The 23,765-nt window shown below is 72.2% G+C and carries 21 protein-coding genes; 8 read left to right on the top strand and 13 right to left on the bottom strand.

Translation table 11 applies throughout. The annotated features are described in order from the left end of the window. The first annotated feature begins 140 nt into the window (after positions 1-140). From AB0K51_RS20610 to AB0K51_RS20595, 4 genes are all read left to right on the top strand, one after another. Positions 141-818, top strand: a complete 678-nt coding sequence (locus AB0K51_RS20610; RefSeq protein WP_363457332.1) for a response regulator transcription factor — start codon at positions 141-143, stop codon at positions 816-818. Positions 819-849: 31 nt separating this feature from the next. Then, a complete protein-coding gene (locus AB0K51_RS20605; protein ID WP_363457329.1) occupies positions 850-2,355 on the top strand; it encodes a HAMP domain-containing sensor histidine kinase in 1,506 nt (501 codons plus the stop codon). Next, positions 2,355-2,678 carry a hypothetical protein gene (locus AB0K51_RS20600; protein ID WP_363457326.1) on the top strand — a complete coding sequence of 108 codons (324 nt, stop codon included), beginning with the start codon at positions 2,355-2,357 and terminating at the stop codon, positions 2,676-2,678. Before AB0K51_RS20605 ends, AB0K51_RS20600 begins: the two co-directional genes overlap by 1 nt. 134 nt (positions 2,679-2,812) lie before the next feature. Further along, positions 2,813-3,424 carry a VanZ family protein gene (locus AB0K51_RS20595; RefSeq protein WP_363457323.1) on the top strand — a complete coding sequence of 204 codons (612 nt, stop codon included), beginning with the start codon at positions 2,813-2,815 and terminating at the stop codon, positions 3,422-3,424. Positions 3,425-3,521: 97 nt separating this feature from the next. Here the strand turns inward: AB0K51_RS20595 and AB0K51_RS20590 are convergent, their stop codons facing one another. Continuing rightward, the gene (locus AB0K51_RS20590) at positions 3,522-4,301 is read right to left on the bottom strand and encodes a hypothetical protein (protein WP_363457320.1); all 780 of its coding nucleotides are present in this window, start codon (positions 4,299-4,301) and stop codon (positions 3,522-3,524) included. A gap of 151 nt (positions 4,302-4,452) precedes the next feature. Further along, a complete protein-coding gene (locus AB0K51_RS20585) occupies positions 4,453-4,647 on the bottom strand; it encodes a hypothetical protein (protein WP_363457317.1) in 195 nt (64 codons plus the stop codon). A gap of 456 nt (positions 4,648-5,103) precedes the next feature. On the opposite strand from AB0K51_RS20585, the gene AB0K51_RS20580 reads away from it, so the two are divergent. Next, on the top strand, positions 5,104-5,286 hold the full coding sequence (locus AB0K51_RS20580) for a PspC domain-containing protein (protein WP_363457314.1): 183 nt from the start codon (positions 5,104-5,106) through the stop codon (positions 5,284-5,286). A 69-nt stretch (positions 5,287-5,355) separates the two neighbouring features. Here the strand turns inward: AB0K51_RS20580 and AB0K51_RS20575 are convergent, their stop codons facing one another. The 3 genes from AB0K51_RS20575 to AB0K51_RS20565 form a co-directional block, all read right to left on the bottom strand. After that, positions 5,356-5,898: a hypothetical protein gene (locus tag AB0K51_RS20575; protein WP_363457312.1), complete on the bottom strand. Its 543-nt coding sequence runs from the start codon at positions 5,896-5,898 to the stop codon at positions 5,356-5,358. A 211-nt stretch (positions 5,899-6,109) separates the two neighbouring features. Next, a complete protein-coding gene (locus AB0K51_RS20570; RefSeq protein WP_363457310.1) occupies positions 6,110-7,258 on the bottom strand; it encodes an adenosine deaminase in 1,149 nt (382 codons plus the stop codon). Between the two features lie 250 nt (positions 7,259-7,508). After that, positions 7,509-8,465 carry a LysR family transcriptional regulator gene (locus AB0K51_RS20565; protein WP_363457307.1) on the bottom strand — a complete coding sequence of 319 codons (957 nt, stop codon included), beginning with the start codon at positions 8,463-8,465 and terminating at the stop codon, positions 7,509-7,511. Between the two features lie 64 nt (positions 8,466-8,529). On the opposite strand from AB0K51_RS20565, the gene AB0K51_RS20560 reads away from it, so the two are divergent. After that, positions 8,530-9,798, top strand: coding sequence for an MFS transporter (locus AB0K51_RS20560; protein WP_363457305.1), 1,269 nt, complete (start codon positions 8,530-8,532; stop codon positions 9,796-9,798). Positions 9,799-9,860: 62 nt separating this feature from the next. On the opposite strand, the gene AB0K51_RS20555 is transcribed toward AB0K51_RS20560, so the two are convergent. The 7 genes from AB0K51_RS20555 to AB0K51_RS20525 all read right to left on the bottom strand — a co-directional run bounded on the left by AB0K51_RS20555 (position 9,861) and on the right by AB0K51_RS20525 (position 18,458). After that, a complete protein-coding gene (locus AB0K51_RS20555; RefSeq protein WP_363457302.1) occupies positions 9,861-11,138 on the bottom strand; it encodes a thymidine phosphorylase in 1,278 nt (425 codons plus the stop codon). An 85-nt stretch (positions 11,139-11,223) separates the two neighbouring features. Then, positions 11,224-11,616 carry a cytidine deaminase gene (locus AB0K51_RS20550; RefSeq protein WP_363457299.1) on the bottom strand — a complete coding sequence of 131 codons (393 nt, stop codon included), beginning with the start codon at positions 11,614-11,616 and terminating at the stop codon, positions 11,224-11,226. Next, entirely contained in the window at positions 11,613-12,878 is a 1,266-nt protein-coding gene (locus tag AB0K51_RS20545; protein ID WP_363457296.1) for an ABC transporter permease, read from the bottom strand. The genes AB0K51_RS20550 and AB0K51_RS20545 overlap by 4 nt, the downstream gene beginning before the upstream one ends. Beyond that, positions 12,875-14,041 (bottom strand): ABC transporter permease, encoded by a 1,167-nt coding sequence (locus AB0K51_RS20540; protein WP_363457293.1) that lies wholly within the window; start codon positions 14,039-14,041, stop codon positions 12,875-12,877. The genes AB0K51_RS20545 and AB0K51_RS20540 overlap by 4 nt, the downstream gene beginning before the upstream one ends. A gap of 4 nt (positions 14,042-14,045) precedes the next feature. Continuing rightward, positions 14,046-15,632 (bottom strand): ABC transporter ATP-binding protein, encoded by a 1,587-nt coding sequence (locus AB0K51_RS20535; protein WP_363457290.1) that lies wholly within the window; start codon positions 15,630-15,632, stop codon positions 14,046-14,048. A gap of 295 nt (positions 15,633-15,927) precedes the next feature. Then, on the bottom strand, positions 15,928-16,998 hold the full coding sequence (locus tag AB0K51_RS20530; RefSeq protein ID WP_363457287.1) for a BMP family ABC transporter substrate-binding protein: 1,071 nt from the start codon (positions 16,996-16,998) through the stop codon (positions 15,928-15,930). A gap of 269 nt (positions 16,999-17,267) precedes the next feature. Next, entirely contained in the window at positions 17,268-18,458 is a 1,191-nt protein-coding gene (locus tag AB0K51_RS20525; RefSeq protein ID WP_363457417.1) for an amidohydrolase, read from the bottom strand. A 457-nt stretch (positions 18,459-18,915) separates the two neighbouring features. Between AB0K51_RS20525 and AB0K51_RS20520 the strand changes: the two genes are divergently transcribed. Continuing rightward, on the top strand, positions 18,916-20,973 hold the full coding sequence (locus tag AB0K51_RS20520; protein ID WP_363457284.1) for a S53 family peptidase: 2,058 nt from the start codon (positions 18,916-18,918) through the stop codon (positions 20,971-20,973). Positions 20,974-21,037: 64 nt separating this feature from the next. Here the strand turns inward: AB0K51_RS20520 and AB0K51_RS20515 are convergent, their stop codons facing one another. After that, positions 21,038-22,627, bottom strand: coding sequence for a methylmalonyl-CoA mutase family protein (locus tag AB0K51_RS20515; protein WP_363457281.1), 1,590 nt, complete (start codon positions 22,625-22,627; stop codon positions 21,038-21,040). 176 nt (positions 22,628-22,803) lie between these two features. On the opposite strand from AB0K51_RS20515, the gene AB0K51_RS20510 reads away from it, so the two are divergent. Next, on the top strand, positions 22,804-23,547 hold the full coding sequence (locus AB0K51_RS20510) for an SDR family oxidoreductase (protein ID WP_363457278.1): 744 nt from the start codon (positions 22,804-22,806) through the stop codon (positions 23,545-23,547). The last annotated feature ends 218 nt before the right edge of the window (positions 23,548-23,765 follow it).

Below are 23,765 nucleotides of genomic sequence, written 5' to 3'. Positions count from 1 at the left end.
GGGCTGTCACAAGCCCGGCCGGACGCGGACACACCCGTGCCTGCCGGAGCGGACGCCGGAGAGCGCCGGTCCGGTTCCCGACTGATTACGGGTCACCCTGGTGGGTGCTTCGCGGGGCCCGGTGGGTCACAATGACCCCCGTGTCTTTCCTGCTTCTGATCGAGGACGACGACGCCATTCGCACCGGCCTCGAACTCGCCCTCACCCGCCAGGGCCACCGGGTGGCCGCCGCCGCGTCCGGCGAGGAGGGCCTGAAGCTGTTCAAGGAGCAGCGTCCGGACCTGATCGTCCTGGACGTGATGCTGCCGGGCATCGACGGCTTCGAGGTCTGCCGGCGGATCCGCCGCAGCGACCAGCTGCCGATCATCCTGCTCACCGCGCGCTCCGACGACATCGACGTGGTGGTCGGCCTGGAGTCCGGCGCCGACGACTACGTGGTCAAGCCGGTGCAGCCGCGGGTGCTGGACGCCCGGATCCGCGCCGTGCTGCGCCGCGGCGAGCGGGAGAGCACCGACTCGGCGGCCTACGGCGGCCTGGTGATCGACCGTTCGGCGATGACCGTCACCAAGGACGGCCAGGACCTGCAGCTGACCCCGACCGAACTGCGGCTCCTGCTGGAGCTCAGCCGCCGCCCCGGCCAGGCGCTGTCCCGCCAGCAACTCCTGCGCCTGGTCTGGGAACACGACTACCTCGGCGACTCCCGGCTGGTGGACGCCTGTGTGCAGCGGCTGCGCGCCAAGGTCGAGGACGTGCCGTCCGCGCCGACCCTGATCCGCACCGTCCGCGGCGTCGGCTACCGTCTCGACCCGCCCGCGTGACCCACTCCTTCGTTCTCTGGATGAGCCCTTCTTGACCGACCATCAGACGGTGCCGCGCCGTGCCCGCCCGGGCTCCTGGCGACGGCTCAGTTCGCTGCGGGTCCGGCTGATCGCGGTGTTCGCCGCGGTCGCGCTGGTCACCGCGGTCTCCGCGTCCGGGATCGCCTACTGGCTGAACCGGGACGCGGTGCTCAAGCGCGCCCAGGACACCGCGCTCAACGACTTCCGGGTCTCGCTCACCCGCAACGTCTCGCAACTGCCGCTGCACCCCAGCTGCCAGGACCTCACCACGCTCGCCGTCCAGGTGGCCAGCTCCGGCCTGGCCTACGACGTGGTGGTGGTCGACGAGTCGCAGCCCGGCTGCACCGCCTCCTCCGACCCGGGCCGGTTCACCGGCGGCCAGGTGCCCGCCCCGCTGGCCGCCGCGGTCGCCAAGCCGCGCGAGACCGGCTCCGGAAACCCGTACCCGTACCACCTGTACTGGCAGCGGGTGAACCTCGACGGCCCGTACGTGATCGGCGGGACCAAGGTGGTGCCGACCGGTCCGACCGCCTACATGTTCAAGTCGCTGCAGAACGAGCGCGCCGACCTGAACACCCTCGGCTGGTCGCTGGCGATCGCCACCCTGCTCGCGCTGGTCGGCTCCGCGCTGCTCGCCCAGGGCGCCTCCGCCACCGTGCTGCGCCCGGTCCGCCGCCTCGGCGACGCCGCCCGGCAGCTCGGCGAGGGCAAGCTGGACACCCGGCTCGACGTCGACGGCAACGACGAACTCGCCGACCTGGCCCGGACCTTCAACAAGACCGCGGAGTCGCTCTCCGAGCAGGTCGCCGAACTCAGCGCCCGCGAGGCGCAGTCCCGCCGCTTCGTCGCCGACATGTCGCACGAGCTGCGCACGCCGCTCACCGCGATGACCGCCGTCACCGACATCCTGGAGGACGAGGCCGACTCGCTCGACCCGATGATCGAACCGGCGGTGCGCCTGGTGGTCTCCGAGACCCGCCGCCTCTCCGACCTGGTCGAGAACCTGATGGAGGTCACCCGCTTCGACGCGGGCACCGCCAAGCTGGTCGCCGACGAGGTGGACATCGCCGACCTGATCATGTCCTGCATCGACGGCCGCGCCTGGTACGACGCCGTCGAGGTGGACGCCCCGCGCGGCATCCAGGCCGTCGTCGACCCGCGCCGCCTCGACGTGGTCTTCGCCAACCTGATCGGCAACGCCCTCAAGCACGGCGGCTCCCCGGTCCGGGTGAGGGTCCGTCAGGACGACTCCGCCCACACCGTGGTGGTCCAGGTCTCCGACTCCGGCCCCGGCATCCCCGAGGACGTCCTCCCGCACGTGTTCGACCGCTTCTACAAGGCCGACAAGGGCCGGGCCCGCTCCGAGGGCAGCGGCCTGGGCCTGTCCATCGCGATGGCCAACGCCCAGATCCACGGCGGCGCCATCACCGCCGCCAACAACCCCGACGGCGTCGGCGCGGTCTTCACCCTCACCCTGCCGCTCACCCAGCCGCCCGCCGGGACGGAGACCACCTGATGACCGTCCGTCGGCTCCTGCTCTCGGCCCTGCTGCCGGCCACCGCGCTCGCCGCGCTGACCGGCTGCGGCATCCGCCCCACCGACGTCCCGGTCGACGCCGGGGCCCCGGCCAGCCGGACGGCCTGCCCCAACCCGGTGCAGGTCCCCAACGCGCCGGCCGTCTCCAGCCCCGCGCCGTCGCCCGCGGCGAGCCTCTCCCCGTCGGCGGTCCCGTCCGCGGTCCCGTCGGCCAAGGTCACGGCCGCGCCCGCGAGCCCGCCCCCGTCCCTCACCCCCACCGGCGTCTTCGGCGCCCCGTCCAGCACCCGCTGCCCCGGCTGACCGCGGTACCCGGGTGATGGTCGTGCCCGGTGATCGTCACGCCCGGGTGGTGTGCGCACCACCCGGCGGGACCACCCGGGACGACCGCCCGTCCGGCCGGAACCGTCCCGGCCGGACCTCGCGTCCCTGACAGCGTGCACACCACCGCGCATCCCGACCCCGCGACCGAGCAGGCGCCCGCCGAGGCACCCGCCGGGTCGGCGGCGCCGCACCGACTCCGGACCGCGGCCCGGTTACTGCTGGCCCTGCACCTGCTGCTGCTCGCCTGGTCGAGCCTGCGCCCGCTCCCGGTCAGCTGGACCTACCCGCCCAACCTGACCCCGTTCGCCTCGGTCCACCAGGCACTCGCCGTCGGCGGCCTGGCCGGCGCCCGCCAGCTCGCCGCCGGACTCCTCCCGCTCGCACCCGTCGGCGTCCTGCTGCCGCTCGCCTTCGGCGGTGCCGACGCCCCCTGGCTGCCGTCCTTCCTGCGCACCACCGGCGCGGTCGCGCTGCTCGCCACCGCCCTGGAGATCGCCGAGGGCTGGGCCCCCGGCCACGTCCTCAACGTGGACGACATCCTGCTCGGCACGCTCGGCGCGGCCGTCGCCCACCTCGCCCTGGTCCCGCTGCTGCGCCGCCTCGCGCTGCGCCACCGGCCCGCGGTCCACCTCCCGGCGCCCCGCCCGGAGCGCCGCGCGCTGCCCGGAACGGCAGCCCGGCCCGCCGTGCCCGCGCTCACCTCGACCGGGCCGCAGCGCCACTGACGGGGTCTCCCGGACCGCCTGCCCGGGACCGACCCGCCGGGAACGGCGAAGGGCCGAGCGGAGCGCGTTCGCGCCCCACCCGGCCCCTGACTCCGGATCAGCCCAGGTACTTGCCGCCGTCGATGACCTGCGCGGCCGGCGGCACGGTGACCGTCACCGGCTTGTCGAAGTCGCTGAACTGCATGCTGCCCTGGTCGTCGCCCGTGGTGATCAGCGACAGCACGTACGGCTCGCCCTCCTCGGCGATCGCGATCTCGGCCGCGGTACCGGCGTCCTGGTCCTTGATGATCAGGGCCTTGACGCCGTCGACCTGCTTGCCGCCCGACTTGGTGCCGGCCACGTCGGAGCCGTCGTCGTTCTGGCCGACCTGCTTCAGCGTCTGCAGGCCGAGGTCGCAGAAGGTCGCGAACTCCTTCGCCTTGGCGGCGTCGGCGCCCAGCTTCATGTACTTGCCGCCGACCACCGCGGAGGAGCCCGGCGCGAAGGCGTTCAGGAACGCGGTGTCCGGCTTCAGGTAGAGGGTGGCGCCCTGGCGCAGGATGTCCGCCTGGCCCTTGCCCTCGAACCCGATCTTGCCGGCGCAGTTGCCCTTGCCGTCCTCGGCGACCGCGCCGGTCATGGTGGTGCTCGCGTCCATCTTCAGCTTGAACGTGAGCTTCACCGAGGTCACCTTGGCACCCGCGGCCTGCGACTTCTTCAGGATGTCCCCGACCGACAGGCTCTCCAGGCCCCCGGCCGCCGCGGACGGCGACGCGGACGCGGACGCCTTCGGGGCGGCCGCGTCCTTGCTGCCGCCGTCGTCCGGCCCGCAGGCGGCTACGGCCGAGACCCCGAGGGCGGACAGCATGGTGACGGCCAGAAACCTGGATGCGCGCATCGAACGAGTTCCTCTTGCTTGGGAGACGATCAGGTCCGCGAGTCTGCCAACGCCCCCCGACCCGCCCGCCCACCGCCTCCCCCTTCTTTAACCCGCCGTTACATCCGGACGATTCACCCCGGAAGGCAGCGGAGGGCGGGACCACCGGGAATCACGACTCGACATGCTCCTTCCGCAGGCGCTCCAGCACCTCGAGCCCGCCCTCGGCCACGATCCCGGAGGTCACCGCCCGGTCCGGGTAGCACCACCGCTCCCGGGCGGCCAGGGTGACCCTGTGCGGTGTCGAGAGCAGCGTGCCGCCGGTGATGAACCGCGTGATGTCGCCCGGAAAGGACCGTGAAGACATCCGCCACCGGTTCGACGAACGCCCACGGCTCCTCGTCCTGCGCGGCGATGACCAGCAGCCCGTAGTCGGTGTGCGAGCCGATACCCCGCTCGGTGGTGGAGTCCGCCGACGGGAACCGCAGGACCCGCATGTGGTGCCGGCCGTTCTTGTCAACGGTCCCGTCCCTGGCCTCGGATGCGGATCGGCGTCGCGCTGCAGAACGCCACGGGGTACGCGGAGACCCTGCATGGGGAACGGATCCGTACGGACGCCGGTTCGCCCCCGTTCTCGCCGGGGCCGGGTGGGCCCACTCGGGGTGGGGCCCTGAGGCGACCCCGAGAAACGGAGTCCTCCGGGAGGTGCGGACTTCGGGGGTGGGATCGGCATCGGGGCGGACGAAAAGCGCTGGTCACGGCGGAAGGATGGGAGTCAGCCCGGTCGGAGGGACCGCACCGGGAGAACTCCTCGGAGGAGACCATGAGCACCCTCGCCCGTCCTCGCCACAACCGCGTCATCGGCGGCGTCTGCGCCGGCCTCGCCAAGCGCTTCGGGCTCACCCCGTGGACGGTCCGGGTGCTGTTCCTGGTCTCCTGCCTGCTGCCCGGCCCGCAGTTCCTGATCTACCTGGCGCTGTGGCTGCTCCTCCCGCAGGAGCCGTGACCGCACCCGTGACACGGCCGAGGGGCCGTCCCCCCACGGGACGGCCCCTCGGCGCGGGTCGGGCGGGCGTCAGCCGCCCAGGCCCGGCAGGCCCGGCGCGCCGCCGCCGGTCGGGGAGAGGCTGCTGAGCGTGCCGACCACGCCGCCGACCGGGGTCTTGGCCAGGCCCTGGCCGCCGGGGACGGAGTCCAGGCCGCCGATCCGGTTGGCGTGCGCGGCGGGAGCGGCCTGCATCGGCGCGGCGGCGTCCATCGGCATCGGGGCGGCGGCGGGCGCCTGCTCGGGCGCGGGGGCGGCCTGCTCGGCACCGCCCGGGCCGGTCTGCTCGACGGCGCCGGGCGCCTGCTCCGGCGCGGGGGCGGCGGCCGGGGCCTGGGCCGGCTTGCCCGCGGTCGGGTTGAGGGTGCCGGTCACCTGGCTCACCGAGTCACCGCCCGGCAGCTTGCTCACGGCGCCGGTCGCGGCGTTGGTGAGCCCCGGGTTGGTGAGCGCGCTGGTCGGCAGCCCGAGGCCGCCGGGCGCCGGCGCGGCGGAGGCGGAACCCGCGGCGACGGCGGCGATCGCGACGCCGAGAGCGGCCGTACCGGCTGCCTTGAGAGTGGCCTGCTTCATGTGTGCGTCCTCGAGTCCTGGTCGGGCGGCGCGACGGCGGCGAGCCCCACGGGGGACGGGCCCGGTCGTCACACCGAGTCAGCAGTGACCGGCCCACCGTAGTGACCATGTCGCGTGCGGATCAAAGGCCACTCACTCTTCGGAGGGATAAGTCGGATGAGCGCCATGGACGTTGAGATCCATGGCGCTCATCCGACGATCCGACGGCGCGTCAGTCCCGCGGGCTGAACAGCCACTCGGCCTTCAGCTCGGCGTACCCGGGCTTGATCACGTCGTTGATCATCGCCAGCCGCTCGTCGAAGGGCAGGAACGCCGACTTCATCGCATTGACGGTGAACCACTCCATGTCGCCCAGCGTGTAGCCGAAGGCCTCCACCAGGTGCCCGAACTCCTGGCTCATGCTGGTGCCGCTCATCAGCCGGTTGTCGGTGTTGACGGTGACCCGGAACTTCAGCCGGCTCAGCAGCCCGATCGGGTGCTCGCCGTACGAGTCGGCCGCCCCGGTCTGCAGGTTGGAGGTCGGGCACATCTCCAGCGGGATCCGCTTGTCGCGCACGTACGCGGCCAGCCGGCCCAGCTGCACCCGGCCGTCCTCGTCGAACGCGATGTCGTCGACGATCCGCACGCCGTGGCCGAGCCGGTCCGCGCCGCAGCACTGCAGCGCCTCCCAGATCGACGGCAGCCCGAAGGCCTCGCCGGCGTGGATGGTGAAGTGGTTGTTCTCGCCCTTCAGGTAGTCGAAGGCCGCCTGGTGCCGGGTGGGCGGGTAGCCCGCCTCGGCGCCCGCGATGTCGAAGCCGACCACGCCGTGGTCCCGGTAGCGGTTCGCCAGTTCGGCGATCTCCTGCGAGCGGGCCGCGTGCCGCATCGCGGTCAGCAGCGTGCCGACCCGGATCCGGTGCCCGCGCGCCTTGGCGTTCGCCTCGCCCAGCCGGAAGCCCTCGTTGACCGCCTCGACCACCTCGTCGAGGGTCAGCCCGCCCTCCAGGTGCTGCTCCGGGGCATAGCGCACCTCGGCGTACACCACGCCGTCCGCCGCCAGGTCCTCGGCGCAGTCGGCCGCCACCCGGATCAGCGCGTCGCGGGTCTGCATCACCGCGCAGGTGTGGGCGAAGGTCTCCAGGTACCGCACCAGCGAACCGGAGTCGGCCGCCTCCCGGAACCACACCCCGAGCTCCTTGGGGTCCGTGGTCGGCAGGCCTTCGTAGCCGCAGTCCGCGGCCAGCTCGACGATCGTCTCGGGCCGCAGCCCGCCGTCCAGGTGGTCGTGCAGGAGCACCTTCGGGGCACGGGCGATCTGCTCGGGAGTGGGAATGCGCGGGGCCGTGGTGCCCGCAGTGGCAGGGATCTGCTTCTCCATTGCGAGAGCATAGCCCCTACGCGCGTAGATTTCCTAGAACGCCACGCCAGAGCAGCGGCAGAACCAAGAGTGAACATCCCGAGACGCCCCCCGCGGGCGCGGCCCGGCCGAACCTCACCCCCGCCCCGACCGGAGGTCAACCCCGCCGCCCGCTCTCCCCCACCCCCCGCCCCGACCGGAGGTCAACCCCGCCGCCGACCCCATCACGCCCCGCCGCCCGCTCTCCCTCACCCCCCACCCCGACCGGAGGTCAGTCGTGGGTCAGGATGCTCCCTCTCCGCGAGAGCACGAAGTCGCGGAAGGCGGCGGCCGGCGGGGTGAGGGGCCGGGTGGTGTGCCAGGCCAGGCCGATCGCGCGGCGGGTGCGCGGGGCGGTGACCTCCAGTTCGACGACGCCCGGGCGGGGCACCAGCGCGGGCGGCAGGAGGGCGACCCCGAGTCCCGCCGCGACCAGTCCGCGCAGGGTCTCGACCTCCTCGCCCTCGAAGGCGATCCGCGGGGTGAAGCCGGCCTCCGCGCAGAAGCCGTCCATGATGTGGCGCAGCCCGTAGCCCTCCTCGACGGTCACCCACGGCTCCGCGGCGACCTCGGCCAGCCGGATCCGCCGCCGTCCGGCGAGGCGGTGGTCGGCGGGGACGGTGAGGAAGAGCCGCTGCTCGTCCAGCGGACGGGCCGTCAGGTCGGGGTCGTCCGGCAGCGGGGAGACCAGGCAGAGGTCTAGTTCGCCGGCCCGCATCCGCTCCAGCATCGCGGCGACGTAGTCCTGCACCAGCTGGAACCGCACCCGCGGGTGCCCGGCCCGGAAGCCCCGCAGCAGGGCCGGCACCGCGTCGGTGCCCATGGTGTGCAGGAAGCCGAACGCGACCCGGCCGGCCGCCGGGTCGGCCTCCGCGCGGGCCGCCTCCGCGCCGCGCTCGACCTCCAGCAGGGCGCGTTCGACGGCGTCCAGCAGCAGCCGTCCGGCCCGGGTGAGGCGGACGGCGCGGCCGTGCCGGGCCAGCAGGTCGACTCCGAGCTCGGCCTCCAGACGGGCCACCGCCCGGGAGAGGGTGGGCTGCGGCATGCCGAGCAGTTGCGCGGCCTGGGTGACGTGCTCCAGCCGGGCGACCGCCGCGAACTCCGCCAACTGCGGTGCGAGGCACGTCACATCGGCGTCCGGACCGAGTTCGGCGAGGCGGACCGGGGCGGAGCTGCTCTCATACGTCATGGCATGGATCTTCGCGTATTCATGCATTGGACGCATCAACCGGCGCGGTCCTAACGTCGACCGCATGCAGCCCGCCAGTATCGAGGCGCCGTCCGCGCCCGCCGCCGAAACCCCCACCGACCTGCGTCTGCGCCCCGGCACCCGGGACTTCCGCCGCGCCAACCTCGCGCTGTTCGCCGCGGGCGTGGCCACCTTCGTCCTGCTGTACTCCACCCAGGGCCTGCTGCCGATCCTCTCCGCCGACCTCGCCCTGACGCCGGGTCAGGCCAGCTGGACCGCCTCCGCCGCCACCCTCGGCCTGGCGCTCGCGCTGCTCCCCGCCAGCGCGCTCTCCGACCGGTACGGGCGCACCGCGGTGATGACCGCCTCCACCCTGGCCGCCGCGCTGCTCGCCGTCGCCCTGCCGTTCGCCCCCGACCTCACCACCCTGGTGGTGCTGCGCGCCGTCCAGGGCGCCGCGCTGGCCGGACTGCCCGCCACCGCGATGGCCTACCTCGCCGAGGAGGTCCACCCGGCGGCGCTCGCCTCCGCGATGGGGCTGTACGTGGCGGGCAACTCGATCGGCGGGATGGGCGGACGGCTGGTCTCCGGCTGGGCCGCCGCCGCGTGGGGCTGGCGCTGGGGCCTCGCGGTCTCCGCCGCGCTGGCGCTGCTGGCCGCGCTCGCCTTCCGTGCGCTGATCCCCCGGGCCCGGCACTTCCGCCGCGCCGCGGTCGACCCGCGGGCGCTCGCCGCGACCGTCGCCGGGCACCTGCGCAACCCGCTGCTGCTGCGGCTGTACGCGCTCGGGATGCTGTTCATGGCGGTCTTCGGCGCCGTCTACAACACCATCGGCTACCGGCTGACCGGCGCGCCGTTCCACCTGCCGGAGTCGGTGGCCGCCTCGATCTTCGTGGTCTACCTGGTCGGCACCGCGTCCTCGGCCTCGGCCGGACGCCTCACCGCCCGGCTCGGCCGCCGCGGCACCCTGTACACCGCGATCACCGTCACCGCCGCGGGCCTGCTGCTCTCCCTCGCCGGGACGCTGCTGTGCACCGTCCTCGGCCTGGTCCTGATCACCGCGGGCTTCTTCGCGGGCCACGCCACCGCGTCCTCCGCGGTCGGCCGCACCGCCACCACCGGCCGCGCCCAGGCCTCCGCGCTGTACCTGATCGCCTACTACCTCGGCAACAGCCTCGGCGGCACCCTCGGCGCCGACGCCTACCACGCCACCGCCTGGCCCGGCACCGCCGCCGTGGGCCTCACCGCCATGGCCTGCGCAACCGGCGTCACCCTCTACGCCACCCGACAGGCCATGGCCACCCGCCGGGTCGCCACCACCGTGCGGGCCTGAGCACCGGCGTCCTGCTCACGTACTCCTGACGGAGCGTCCGTGCGCAGGACGCCGACGGGGCGTCAGGCGATGCGGTCGAGGATGATCGGGGCCGGGGTGAAGGCGGTGCCGGTGGGGGCGATCTCGATGGCGCCTTCCAGGGACTCCAGGGCGTAGGGGAAGCGCTCGGGGGTGTCGGTGTGGAGGGTGAGGAGGGGCTGGCCGGCGGTGACGGTGTCGCCGGGCTTGGCGTGGATCTCGACGCCGGCGCCGGCCTGGACCGGGTCCTCCTTGCGGGCGCGGCCGGCGCCGAGACGCCAGGCGCAGACGCCGACGCCGTAGGCGTCGAGGGCGGTGAGCACGCCGGTGGCGGAGGCGGTGACGACGTGCTGCTCACGGGCGACCGGGAGGGGGGCGTCGACGTCGCCGCCCTGGGCGGCGATCATGCGGCGCCAGTGGTCCATCGCGGAGCCGTCGCGCAGCGCGTCCGCCGGGTCCTTGCCGTGCACCCCGGCGGCGGCGAGCATCTCGCGGGCGAGCGCCAGGGTGAGCTCGACGACGTCGGCGGGGCCGCCGCCGGCCAGCACCTCGATCGACTCGCGGACCTCCAGAGCATTGCCCGCGGTGAGGCCGAGCGGGGTGGACATGTCGGTCAGCAGGGCGACCGTCGCGACCCCGGCCGAGCGGCCCAACCCGACCATGGTGCGGGCGAGTTCGCGGGCGTCGTCGAGGTTCTTCATGAACGCGCCGGAGCCGACCTTGACGTCCAGGACGAGCGCGCCGGTGCCCTCGGCGATCTTCTTGGACATGATCGAGGAGGCGATCAGCGGGATCGCCTCGACGGTGCCGGTGACGTCACGCAGGGCGTAGAGCTTCTTGTCGGCGGGGGCCAGGCCGTCGCCGGCGGCGCAGATCACCGCGCCGGTGGAGCCGAGGACGGAGAGCATCTCCTCGTTGGAGAGCAGGGCCCGCCAGCCGGGGATGGACTCCAGCTTGTCGAGGGTGCCGCCGGTGTGGCCGAGGCCGCGGCCGGAGAGCTGCGGGACGGCGGCGCCGCAGGCGGCGACCAGCGGGGCGAGCGGGAGGGTGATCTTGTCGCCGACGCCACCGGTGGAGTGCTTGTCGGCGGTCGGGACGCCCAGCGAGGAGAAGTCCATCCGCTCGCCGGAGCGGATCATCGCCTCGGTCCAGCGGCTGATCTCACGGCCCGTCATGCCGTTGAGCAGGATCGCCATGGCGAGGGCGGACATCTGCTCGTCGGCGACCTCACCGCGGGTGTACGCGTCGATCACCCAGTCGATCTGGGGGTCGGTCAGCTCGCCGCGGTCGCGCTTGGTCCGGATGACGGAGATGGCGTCCATACAGGTGCTCCAGAAAGGTGTGAAATGCGAAGAGTGCCGCGGGATGTCCTCCCGCGACACTCTACGCGCGTAACAGTGCAAATAACTACAGGCACTCGGGGCCGAATGCGTCCGGCAGCACCTCGCTCATCGGCCGTACCCCGGAGGGCAGGTCGACCAGCAGGTCGGGTCCGCCGTGCTCGTAGAGCAGCTGGCGGCAGCGGCCGCACGGCATCAGGAGCCGGCCGCTGCCGTCCACGCAGGTGAAGGCGGTCAGCCGGCCGCCGCCGGAGGCGTGCAGCGCGGAGACCAGCCCGCACTCGGCGCACAGCGCGAGTCCGTAGGAGGCGTTCTCCACGTTGCAGCCGACCACCGTACGGCCGTCCTCGACCAGGGCGGCCGCCCCGACCGGGAACTTGCTGTAGGGGGCGTACGCGTGCCGCATCGCCGCGCGGGCGGCCTCCCGCAGCGCCTCCCAGTCCGGGGCGGGGGCCGTCACTTGGCCTGGCCCTTGCGGTAGATCTGACCGTCCGCCTTGGGCGGCCGCAGCCGCTGCGAGGCGAGCGCGAGCACCACCAGGGTGATCACGTACGGGGTGGCGACGATCAGCGGACGCTGCACCGCGTCGGTGAGGGCGTACCAGGTGGCGACCGCGCCGGCCACCAGGATGCTGATCACGCCGGCGGTGAACTGGCGGCGGTAGGACTGCCACAGGGCCAGCAGCGCCATCGCGATGGCGACGATCAGCAGCAGCACGTGCACCGAGTCGGCGTCGCGCAGCTGGAGGCTGTCGGTGAAGCCGAACAGGCCCGCGCCGGCGGCCAGGCCGCCCGGCATCCAGTTGCCGAAGATCATCGCGGCCAGGCCGATGAAGCCGCGGCCCTGGGTCTGGCCGTCCCGGTAGAAGTGCGCGGCGACCAGCGAGAGGTACGCGCCGCCGAGGCCCGCGAAGGCGCCGGAGGCGATCACCGCGAGGTACTTGTACTTGTAGACGTTGACGCCCAGCGACTCGGCCGCGGTCGGGTTCTCGCCGCAGGAACGCAGCCGCAGGCCGAACACGGTGCGCCAGAGCACGAAGTAACTGGCGATCAGGAAGACCGCGGCGATCACGATGACCACCGACAGGTTGGTGACCACGCCGCCGACGATGCCCGCGATGTCGGAGAGCAGGAAGTAGTGGTGGCCCTCGATCGTCTTGAGCCAGCCCGACAGGCCCGGGATGGTGATGTTGGGCAGCGAGTCGGCGGGCGGCGACTGGTTGGCGCCGGCCCCGTCGGCCACGTAGTCCTTGTAGTAGATCCGGTTGACGTAGGCGCAGATGCCGGGGATCAGCAGGTTGATGCCGACGCCGGAGACGATGTGGTCGACGCCGAAGGTGACGGTGATCAGCGCGTGCAGCAGACCGCCGAGCGCGCCGCCCGCCATGCCGGCCAGCAGACCGACCCACGGGTTGACCAGGAATCCGGCCCAGGCGCCGCAGAAGGTGCCGGCCACCATCATGCCTTCGAGGCCGATGTTGACCACGCCCGCGCGCTCGGACCACAGACCGCCGAGACCGGCCATGGCGATCGGCACCGCGGAGGAGAGCGCGGCGCTGATCTGCCCGGAGGAGGTCAGACCGTGGTTCCCGGTGGCCATGCCGACCGCCGAGAACAGCACCAGGGCACCGGCGATCAGCAGCAGCACCACCGGCCAGGTCAGCTTGGGCTTCTTGGCGGGCGCGTTGGGCGACTTGGGCTTGCTCGCGATGGCCGTGCTCATGCCGCGACCTCCTTCTTGGCGGCCGCGGCAGCCTGCGCGGCGAGCTCGGCGCCGACCTTCTGCTGCTGGCGCTTGAGGCCGTAGCGGCGCACCAACTCGTAGGCCACGACGACACAGATGACGATGGTGCCCTGGATCACCGGGATGATCTCGGACGGGAAGTCGCCCTGGGTGGGCAGCTGGGCGCCGGAGGCGTCCAGGAAGGCGAACAGCAGCGCCGAGAAGACGATGCCGATCGGGCTGTTACGGCCGAGCAGGGCCACCGAGATGCCGATGAAGCCCAGGTTGGTCTGCACGTTCTGCCCGAAGTACGGGGTGTTCTGCATCAGTTCGGGCAGGCCGATCAGGCCGGCCAGCGCACCGGAGACCACCATCGAGGTGATCACCATGCGCCTGACGTTCACGCCGGACGCCTTGGCCGCCGACTCCGAGCGGCCGGTGGCGCGCAGGTCGAAGCCGAACCGGGTGCGGTTCAGGGTGAACTGGAAGGCCACGCCGACCAGCGCCGCGATCACGACGAAGCCCCACAGCGTGCCGCCCTGGGTGCTGATCGAGAAGAAGTGGCTGGACTCGGAGATCTTGCCGGTCTGGATCGAGTTGCTGGTGCCGTTGGTCTTCGGCGCGAACACGCCGGGCACCAGCAGCACACCGATCACCGCGGTGGCGATGGCGTTCAGCATGATGGTCGAGATGACCTCGCTGACGCCGCGGTAGACCTTCAGCAGACCGGCGATCGACGCCCACAGGCCGCCGACCAGCATCGCGGTCACCAGCAGCAGCGGGATCTGCAGGAAGGCCGGCAGGTCGACCTGGCTGCCGACGTACGCGGCGAACAGCATGGCCAGCTTGTACTGGCCCTCGACGCCGATGTTGAACAGATTCATCCGGAACCCGAACGCGGCGGCGGCCGCGGCCAGGTAGTAGACGGTGGCCTTGTTCAGGGTGGCGACCTGGCCGTCGGAGGCGGTGCCGTAGTCCCACATGATGCGGAACGCCTCGAACGGGTCGCGGCCGGACACCGCCAGCAGCGCGCCGGCGATGATCAGCGAGAGCAGCACCGCCAGCACCGGCGCGGCGAGCCCGAGCGCGATGCGCTCCAGGTCGATCCGCTGCCGCAGTGACGGCTTGGCCGCGTTCGCGGCCTCGGGGTTGGGACTGGTCATCTGGCTACTCCCCCGCCTGGTCGTCGTCGGCGGTGTCGGTGGACGGGCCGGCCTCGGCCTCGGCCTCGGTGCCCTCGGCGGCGGCGGCCTGCGCCTCGGCGAGGGCCTCCGGCTCGGACTCGATGTGGCCGCGGGCGGCGCCGGTCATCGCGGTGCCGAGGTCCTCGGCGGTGACGGTGGCCGGGTCGGCGTCGGCGACCAGGCGGCCGCGGTAGATGACCCGGATGGTGTCGGACAGGCCGATCAGCTCGTCCAGGTCGGCGGAGATCAGCAGCACCGCCAGGCCGTCGCGCTGCGCGGCCCGGATCTGCTCCCAGATCTGCGCCTGCGCGCCGACGTCCACGCCGCGGGTCGGGTGGGCGGCGATCAGCAGCTTGGGCTGGTGGCTCATCTCGCGGCCGACGATCAGCTTCTGCTGGTTGCCGCCGGAGAGCGAGGCCGCGGTGACCTCGATGCCGGGGGTGCGGACGTCGAACTCCTCGACGATCCGCAGGGTGTCGGCGCGGGCGCCGGCCGGGTCGAGCAGCACGCCCTTGGAGTTGGGGCGCTCGGTGACGTGCCCGAGGATCCGGTTCTCCCAGAGCGGGGCCTCCAGCAGCAGGCCGTGCCGGTGCCGGTCCTCCGGGATGTAGCCGATGCCGGCCTCGCGGCGGACCCGGGTGAGCTTGCCGGTGAGGTCGACGCCGTCCAGCGAGACGGTGCCGGCGTCCAGCGGCAGCATGCCCATGATGGCCTCGACCAGTTCGGCCTGGCCGTTGCCCTCGACACCGGCGATGCCGAGGATCTCGCCCTTGCGGATGCGCAGCGAGATGTCGTCCAGCACCACGCGCTCGATGCCCTCGGCGTCCGCCTTGGCGATCCGCAGGCCCTCGACCAGGAGCATCTCGGCCTCGGTGACGGTGGACTCGCGGCTCTCCGGCGAGGGCAGTTCGGCGCCGACCATCAGCTCGGCGAGCTGACGGGCCGTCACGGTGTGCGGGTCGGCGTCACCGACCGTGGTGCCGCGGCGGATCACGCTGATCGCGTCGGCGACCGCGAGCACCTCGTGCAGCTTGTGCGAGATGAAGATGACGGTGACGCCCTCGGCCTTGAGGTCGCGCAGGTTGTCGAAGAGCGCGTCGACCTCCTGCGGGACCAGCACCGCGGTCGGCTCGTCGAGGATCAGGATCCGGGCGCCGCGGTACAGCACCTTGAGGATCTCGACCCGCTGCCGGTCGGCGACGCCGAGGTCCTCGACCAGCGCGTCCGGCCGCACGCCGAGGCCGTACTGGTCGGAGAGCTCGCGGATCTTCGCCTTGGCCTTGGCTCCTATTCCGTGGAGCTTCTCGCCGCCGAGGACGATGTTCTCCCAGACGGTCAGGTTGTCGGCCAGCATGAAGTGCTGGTGCACCATGCCGATGCCGCGGTCGATGGCGTCACCGGGGGTGGAGAACTCCACCTGCTCGCCGTTGACGGCGATGGTGCCCTCGTCCGGCTTCTGCATCCCGTAGAGGATCTTCATCAGGGTGGACTTGCCGGCGCCGTTCTCGCCCATCAGGGCGTGCACGGTGCCGCGCTGCACGGTGATGTCGATGTCGTGGTTGGCCACCACGCCGGGGAAGCGCTTGGTGATGCCGCGCAGTTCGACGGCCGCTGTCGCCGTCCCCGCGCTGGGGGTGCCGTCTGTGGGGACGGAGTCGGAGGGGGTGATGGCGATCTCCTGCTGGTCGTCGGGCGCGTCGTTGCGCTGGGGAGCTCAGGGGAATCTCTGGCGCGGCCCGGGCGGTCGGGGCCCGGAACGGCAAGGGCTCGGGGGATGCGCGGCCGCGCACCCGTCCGAGCCCCTCCCGTGAAGTGTCATCAGTTCCCTTCCGCCGCCCGGCAGGAGGCGGCGGAAGGGTGGCGGATCAGCTCTGCGGAGCGGTCGGAACCTTGGTGGCGCCGCTGGTGATCGCCTGGGTGGCCGCGTCGAGCTTCGCCTTGATGTCGTCGATGTGGCCGCCGGTGGTGGCCAGCGAGACGCCGCCCTCCTTGAGGTCGAAGTTCTTGACCCCGGTCAGCGGGTTGCCGTTCTTGATCGACTCGATGTACTTGAACACGGCGGTGTCGACGTTCTTCACCATCGAGGTGAGGATGTGGTCCTTGTACTTCGCCAGGGCCGGCTGGCTGGCCTGGTCGGAGTCGACGCCGATGGCCCACTTGCCCGCGGTGGAGACGGCCTCGATGGCGCCGGTGCCGGAGGAGCCGGCGGCGGAGTAGATGACGTCCGCGCCCTTGTCGAGCTGGCCCTGCGCGGCCTGCTTGCCCTTGCCCGGGTCGGCGAAGCCGGTGAAGTCCGGCGGGGTGGTGAGGTAGGTGACCTCGACCTTGATGTTCGGGTCGACGGACTTGGCGCCCGCGGTGTAGCCGGCCTCGAACTTCTTGATCAGCTCGGACTGCACACCGCCGATGAAGCCGACGTGCTTGGCGGTCGACTTGTTGGCCGCGGCGACGCCCGCCAGGTAGGAGCCCTGCTCCTCGGAGAAGGTGAGCGAGGTGACGTTGCTGGGCTGGTCGGCCGAGGCGGAGTCGATGATCGCGAACTTGACGTTCGGGTTGTCCTTGGCGACCTTGTTGACCGCGTCCTGGTAGACGAAGCCGACCGCGACGATCGGGTTGTAGCCACCGGTGACCAGGCTCTTGAGGCGCTGCTCCTTGTCGGCCTCGGCCTCGCCCTGCTTGGCCTCCGCCTCCAGGACGGTGGCGCCCAGCTGGGACTTGGCCTGGTCCAGACCACGCGCGGCGGAGTCGTTGAACGACTGGTCGCCGCGGCCGCCGATGTCGTAGGCCATGCCGACCTTCAGGCCGGAGCCGCCGGAGGCACCGGCCGAGGCGGAGCTGCTGTTGTTGTCGGTGCTCTTTGCGCCGCAAGCGGCGAGCGAGGCGATGCCCAGGGAACCCGAGAGCACTACCGCGGCGAGCTTCAGTGAACGGCGCAAGGGAATTTCTCCTTCTCACACACCCGGTTGGCGTGGTCGAGCGCCACCGTAACGCGCGTAGAACACGGTTGTGTTACGGCCTGCAGAGCCATTCGGGTTGTTATCAAAATGTGGTCGTACGCCCGGTCAAATCCGGACATAGGCGCCCAGCTGTTCAACCCGCAGTCATTACCGACTGGTATCGGGCCACCACCGTACGCCCCTCGGCCACCCCCCGAGAAGCAGCCGCGCCGATCTCCCCGCGACGCGGCCGCCGGTCCGGCCCCTGGTCAGACCCGGCCGTGCTCCAGGGCGAGCGAGGCGAACAGCTCCACGCCGACCGCGATCGCGCGCTCGTCCACGTCGAAGTCGCCCTGGTGCAGGTCGCGGACGCCCTTCTCGTGCGGGCCGCGGACGCCCAGCCGGGCCAGCGCGCCGGGGGCGTGCTCCAGGTACCAGGAGAAGTCCTCGCCGCCGAGGCTCTGCTCGGTGGGCTCGACCACCGGACCGCGGCCCTCGGCGAACCGGGCGGTCATCGCCGCCTCCAGCTGGGCGATCGAGTCGACCTCGTTGACCACCGGCGGGACGCCGCGGTGGTAGTCGATCGACCACTTGGCGCGGTAGGTCTCGGCGAGGTGGGCGACCAGTTCCTCCAGCACCTCCGGGGCCTCCCGCCAGCCGGCCAGCTCCAGGCAGCGGACGGTGCCCTCCAGTTCGGCGTGCTGCGGGATCACGTTGGCGGCCGAGCCGCCGGCGATCCGGCCCCAGACCAGCGAGACGCCCCAGCGCGGGTCCATCCGGCGGGACAGCGCGGCGGGCAGTTCGGCGGCCAGCTTGGCGACCGCGGTGACCAGGTCGGTGGTCAGGTGCGGCCGCGCGGTGTGCCCGCCCGGGCCGTCGATCGACAGCAGCAGCCGGTCGCAGGCCGAGGTGATGGCGCCGGTCTTCAGCGCGATCCGGCCGACCTGCACCTTCGGGTCGCAGTGCACCGCGAAGATCCGCCCGACGCCGTCCATGCCGCCGGCCTTGATGACGTCCAGCGCGCCGCCGGGCATCACCTCCTCGGCGGGCTGGAAGATCAGCCGCACCGGCCGGGTCAGCTCGCCGTCCGCCATCGCCCGGGCGAGCACCAGCCCGGTACCGAGCACCACCGCGGTGTGCACGTCGTGGCCGCAGGCGTGCGCCCGGCCGGGGAGCGTGGAACGGTACGGCGCTTCGGTCTTCGCGTCGTCGATCGGCAGCGCGTCGATGTCCGCGCGGAACGCCAGCAGCGGGGTGCCGGGCGTGGTACCGGGCGGGACGAGGTCCACCAGCAGGCCGGTGCCGCCCGGCAGTACCCGAGGCTCCAGGCCGGCCGCCACCAGCCGCTCGCGCAGCAGCCGGGTGGTGCGGAACTCCTGACGGCCGAGCTCCGGGTGCCGGTGCAGGTCACGGCGCAGGTCGATCAACTCGGCCTGGTGGGCCCGGACCCGTGCGCGCAGGTCGGCGGCGGGGCGGACGGCGGTGACGGCGGCCGCGGCGGCGGACTGAGGATCGTTCACCTTGTCAATCGTAGGCCGGTGGGGGGGTTTTGGCCCGGCTTCCGTCGAAGTCCTCACCGGATGGGCGCATAGCGGCCGCGGGGATGGGTATGACACTTCGATTCAGCCGCCTCTCCGGTCGTTCCCTGTCCTGTGCAACGACCTGGACCGGCCCGCGGACACGGCGGCTGCTCCGGCTGGGCGTCGGCGTTCGACGCGGCCGATCCGTCACTCCCGATCAGGTCATGACCGGGTAAAGCTTTCGGACGCGCTCTTGAGCGGCGCACATCAGTCCGAATAGACAGCTCTCGCACAGTCAACTCCGGTGCCGCGGTGGGGGGTCATCCGCTCGCGGCACGCCGTCGCGCCCTCACAAGGGGTCGTCGACGCTCCAACGAACCGAGAAGGGGGGACCGACGTGCCCATTGCGCGCAACCGGCTCGCCAAGAGCATCGCCCCGGCCACCGTCGCCGCCGCACTGATCCTCACCACCCTCGGCGCGGCCGTTCCGGCCTCCGCCGCCACGCCGACCTCGGACAACGCCCCCCAGGCGCTCCCCGGCACCCACCCCGAGTGGGCGACCCCGGCGGCCGACGCCGGTGCGGTCGCCGCCGACGCTCCCGCCAGCGCCCGCGTCTACCTGGCCGGCCAGGACTCCAGCGGCCTCGCCGCACTCGCCAAGGCGGTCTCCGACCCGAACTCGGCCGGCTACGGCCAGTACCTGACGGCCGATCAGGTCCAGGCGCGCTTCGGCGCCACCCCGGCCCAGGTCAAGGCGGTCACCGACTGGGTGACCGGCGCCGGCCTGACCGTCTCCGCCACCACCGGCCACTACGTCCAGGTCTCCGGCTCCACCGGCGCGCTGGCCAAGGCCTTCGGCACCGACATCCACAACTACCGCACCGCGGACGGCGTGCACCGCGCGCCCGCCAAGGACGCGCAGCTGCCCGCCTCGGTGGCCGGCGTGGTCCTCGGCGTCTCCGGCCTCGCCGACGCCATCCACCAGAACAGCTCCACCGCCACCTCGGTCCGCGAGGCCGAGCAGCGCGCCGCCGCCAAGCTGGCCGCCGCTTCCCCCGACAAGAAGGCCCCGGCGACCCTGCCGACCGAGCCGACCTGCTCCGAGGACGGCTACGGCTCGAAGATCGCCAAGGGCGCGCCGGAGGGCTACGAGAAGAACGAGCCGTTCGCTCCCTGCTCGTACGTCCCCAGCCAGCTGCGCAAGGCCTACGGCGTCACCGACGCCAAGGTCAGCGGCAAGGGCGCCCGGATCGCCATCATCGACGCGTACGGCCTGCCGACCATGGAGCAGGACGCCAACCACTTCTCGTCCCTGCACGGCGACCAGCCGTTCAAGACCGGGCAGTACACCGAGTACGTCACCCCGGACAAGTGGGTCCACCAGGCCGAGTGCGGCGGCGCCGACGGCTGGGCGGGCGAGGAGGCCCTCGACGTCGAGATGGCCCACGGCCTCGCGCCCGACGCCAACGTGGTCTACGTCGGCGGCAACTCCTGCTACGACGACGACCTCTACGACGCGATGGCCAAGGTCGTCGACCAGCACCTGGCCGACGTGGTCTCCAACTCGTGGGGCGAGATCATGCACGGCACCTCCGGGGACATCGACCCGGCCGTGGTCGCCGCCGACAACAAGCTGTTCCAGCTCGGCGCCGTCACCGGCATCGGCTTCACCTTCTCCTCCGGCGACTGCGGCGACAGCTCCCCCGGCGCCGCCGCCACCGGCGTCAACTGCCAGGCCGACACCAACCAGGCGCAGGCCGACTGGCCGTCCGCCTCGCCGTGGGTCACCTCGGTCGGCGGCACCGCGCTGGAGCTCGGCGACAAGTCGGGCCGCTGGGCGCACGAGGTCTCCATGGGCGACCAGCGCTCGGTGCTCTCCGCCGACCAGAAGTCCTGGAACCCGATGCCGGGCTTCTTCTACTTCGGCGGCGGCGGCGGTGTCTCCAAGGACTTCGCCCAGCCGTGGTACCAGCAGGGCGTCGTCCCGGACTCGGTCAGCAAGACCGCGGCCGACGGCACCCACTCCGCCACCCCGCTGCGCGCCACCCCCGACATCGCGATGAGCGGTGACCTGGTCGCCGCCACCACGGTCGGCTACACCTCCGGTGGCGTCTACTCCGAGGGCGGCTTCGGCGGCACCTCGGTCTCCGCCCCGGAGACCGCGGCGATGTTCGCCGACGCCTTCGAGGCCCGCGGCGGCCGCGCCCTCGGCTTCGCCAACCCGGCCCTGTACGACCGGGCCGGCACCGGCGCCTTCCACGACGTCGACGACTCCGCCGTCCACAACAAGTTCGGCAACGTGGTCGACCTGGGCACCGTCAACGGCGTCCTGAAGGTCCGCCTCTACAAGATCGCCTCGGACTTCGGCCTGAAGGCGACCGACGGCTACGACACCGCCACCGGCCTGGGCTCCCCGGGCAGGAACTTCTTCAAGTCCTTCCACATCAAGAAGTAGTAGCGCGCACGACGGAGGGGGTGTCGGGGCTCAGGCCCCGGCACCCCCTCCGTCATCCGTCAGGTCAGAACCGGTCGACCGGAACGTAGGTGCCCCACACGCCGCGCAGGGCGTCGCAGACCTCGCCGACGGTGGCCCGGGCGGCCAGGGCGTCCTTCATCGGGTAGAGGACGTTGTCGGAGCCCTCGGCGGCCTTGCGGAGCTCGGTCAGCGCGCGGTCCACCGCGGAGGAGTCGCGGTCGGCGCGCAGCCGGGCGAGGCGCTCGGCCTGCTGGGACTCGATCGCCGGGTCGACCCGCAGCGGCTCGTACGGCTCCTCGGCGTCCAGCTGGAAGCGGTTGACGCCGACCACGGTGCGCGCGCCGGAGTCCTGCTCCTGCTGGATGCGGTAGGCGGTGCGCTCGATCTCGCCCTTCTGGTAGCCCTGCTCGATCGCCGCGACGGCGCCGCCCAGGTCCTCCACCTTGGTCATCAACTCCAGTGCGGCGGCCTCGAGTTCGTCGGTCATCGCCTCGACCACGTAGGAGCCCGCGAACGGGTCGACGGTGGCGGTGATGTCGGTCTCGAAGGCGATCACCTGCTGGGTGCGCAGCGCGAGCCGGGCGGACTTCTCGGTGGGGAGCGCGATCGCCTCGTCGAAGGAGTTGGTGTGCAGCGACTGCGTGCCGCCGAGCACTGCGGCGAGCGCCTGCACCGAGACGCGCACCAGGTTGACCTCGGGCTGCTGGGCGGTCAGCTGGACGCCCGCGGTCTGGGTGTGGAAGCGCAGCATCTGCGACTTGGGGTTCTTCGCGCCGAACTCCTCCTTCATGACGCGGGCCCAGATCCGGCGCGCGGCACGGAACTTGGCGACCTCCTCCAGCAGCGTGGTGCGGGAGACGAAGAAGAAGGAGAGCCGCGGCGCGAAGTCGTCCACGTCCATCCCGGCGGCGACCGCGGTGCGCACGTACTCGATGCCGTTGGCGAGGGTGAAGGCGATCTCCTGCGCGGGGTTCGCCCCGGCCTCGGCCATGTGGTAGCCGGAGATGGAGATGGTGTTCCACTTCGGGATCTCGGCCCGGCAGTACTGGAAGATGTCGGCGATCAGCCGCAGGCTCGGCTTCGGCGGGAAGATGTACGTGCCGCGGGCGATGTACTCCTTGAGCACGTCGTTCTGGATGGTGCCGGTCAGCTTGTTCGACGGCACGCCCTGGGCCTCGCCGACCAACTGGTAGAGCAGCAGCAGCAGCGAGCCGGGCGCGTTGATGGTCATTGAGGTGGAGACCTCGCCGAGCGGGATGCCGCCGAACAGCACGCTCATGTCCTCGACGCTGTCGATCGCCACGCCGACCTTGCCGACCTCGCCGTGCGAGATCGCCGCGTCCGAGTCGTAGCCCATCTGGGTGGGCAGGTCGAAGGCGACCGACAGGCCCATGGTGCCGTTGGCGATCAGCTGCTTGTAGCGGGCGTTGGACTCCGCGGCGGTGCCGAAGCCCGCGTACTGGCGCATGGTCCACGGCTTGCCGGTGTACATGGTCGGGTAGACGCCGCGGGTGAACGGGTACTGCCCGGGAGCGCCGAGCCGGCTCGCGGCGTCGAAGTCCGCCAGGGTCTCGGGACCGTACACCGGCGCGATCGGCAGGCCCGACTCGGTGCGGCGGGGCTCGGCTGCCATGGATGTCCTCCGCGGGGGGAATGGGAAGTTAGTGCTGATTAACGGGTCAGCTGGATACGCAATGTAGTCGCGCCCGCTGAAGGCAAACAGATGCGACGCCTGGGAGCTTGCTCACAACACGCATCGACCGCCCCTTGGGATGATCGGTCCATCGACCGGACACACGAGGAGTGGACATGACGGAGCAGAAGGTGGCCGTGGTCACCGGCGCCAGCAGCGGCATCGGCGCGGCGACCGCCCGCCGGCTGGCGGCGGACGGCTTCGAGGTGGTGCTGACCGCACGGCGCACCGAGCGGATCGAACAGCTGGCGAAGGAGATCGGCGGCCGGGCGCACACTTTGGACGTCACCGACCGGGCCGCGGTGGACGCCTTCGCCGCCGGGGTCGGCCGGGTCGACGTGCTGGTGAACAACGCGGGCGGCGCCCTCGGCGCGGACACCGTGGAGAACGGCGACCCCGAGGACTGGCGCACCATGTTCGAGGTGAACGTGCTCGGCGTGCTGCACCTGACCCAGGCCCTGCTGCCCGCGCTGCGCGCCACCGGCGACGGCACCGTACTGATCATGTCCTCCACCGCGGCGCTCGCCGCGTACGAGGGCGGAGGCGGCTACGTGGCCGCCAAGCACGCGGTGCACTCGCTCGCCCAGACGCTGCGCCTCGAACTCGTGGGCGAGCCGATCCGGATCATCGAGATCGCGCCCGGCATGGTGCAGTCCGAGGGCTTCGCGCTCACCCGCTTCCGCGGCGACCAGGCCAAGGCGGCCGCGGTCTACGCCGGCGTCCCGGACCCGCTCACCTCCGAGGACATCGCCGACACCGTCTCCTGGGCGGTCACCCGACCCGCGCACGTCAACATCGACCTGCTGGTCGTCCGGCCGCGCGCCCAGGCCGCCAACCACAAGGTGTATCGGGTCAGTTGATCGGCTGCCGATGAACGTCGAGGGCGGCGGGTCACAACTTGATAGCTCGATCGAGTGAATTCGGCCCGCCGCCTCCCCAACTGATGAGCGCTCAACTACCGTGGAGGCGCTGCCCCGTCGGCCTGTGTCGACGTTGCCGGGCATCTTCGTCGCCCCCACTCATCCCCCTACCTTTCGTCTCTGGAGCACTCCCCTTCCTGCCCTCACGAGGAGGATCC

Source organism: Kitasatospora sp. NPDC049285, from assembly GCF_040678815.1.
Classification (GTDB): Bacteria; Actinomycetota; Actinomycetes; order Streptomycetales; family Streptomycetaceae; genus Kitasatospora.
The sequence above is the reverse complement of the archived record's forward strand: the minus strand, read 5'-3'. Positions and strand labels throughout refer to the sequence as shown.

Bases quoted from the DNA above. Each gene is read 5' to 3' on its own strand.
- AB0K51_RS20560 (WP_363457305.1), top strand. From the start codon at position 8,530: ATGCAGCCCGCCAGTATCGAGGCGCCGTCCGCGCCCGCCGCCGAAACC.
- AB0K51_RS20580 (WP_363457314.1), top strand. From the start codon at position 5,104: ATGAGCACCCTCGCCCGTCCTCGCCACAACCGCGTCATCGGCGGCGTC.
- AB0K51_RS20510 (WP_363457278.1), top strand. From the start codon at position 22,804: ATGACGGAGCAGAAGGTGGCCGTGGTCACCGGCGCCAGCAGCGGCATC.
- AB0K51_RS20540 (WP_363457293.1), bottom strand. From the start codon at position 14,041: ATGACCAGTCCCAACCCCGAGGCCGCGAACGCGGCCAAGCCGTCACTG.
- AB0K51_RS20575 (WP_363457312.1), bottom strand. From the start codon at position 5,898: ATGAAGCAGGCCACTCTCAAGGCAGCCGGTACGGCCGCTCTCGGCGTC.
- AB0K51_RS20590 (WP_363457320.1), bottom strand. From the start codon at position 4,301: ATGCGCGCATCCAGGTTTCTGGCCGTCACCATGCTGTCCGCCCTCGGG.
- AB0K51_RS20570 (WP_363457310.1), bottom strand. From the start codon at position 7,258: ATGGAGAAGCAGATCCCTGCCACTGCGGGCACCACGGCCCCGCGCATT.
- AB0K51_RS20565 (WP_363457307.1), bottom strand. From the start codon at position 8,465: ATGACGTATGAGAGCAGCTCCGCCCCGGTCCGCCTCGCCGAACTCGGT.
- AB0K51_RS20585 (WP_363457317.1), bottom strand. From the start codon at position 4,647: ATGTCTTCACGGTCCTTTCCGGGCGACATCACGCGGTTCATCACCGGC.
- AB0K51_RS20545 (WP_363457296.1), bottom strand. From the start codon at position 12,878: ATGAGCACGGCCATCGCGAGCAAGCCCAAGTCGCCCAACGCGCCCGCC.
- AB0K51_RS20555 (WP_363457302.1), bottom strand. From the start codon at position 11,138: ATGGACGCCATCTCCGTCATCCGGACCAAGCGCGACCGCGGCGAGCTG.
- AB0K51_RS20515 (WP_363457281.1), bottom strand. From the start codon at position 22,627: ATGGCAGCCGAGCCCCGCCGCACCGAGTCGGGCCTGCCGATCGCGCCG.
- AB0K51_RS20600 (WP_363457326.1), top strand. From the start codon at position 2,355: ATGACCGTCCGTCGGCTCCTGCTCTCGGCCCTGCTGCCGGCCACCGCG.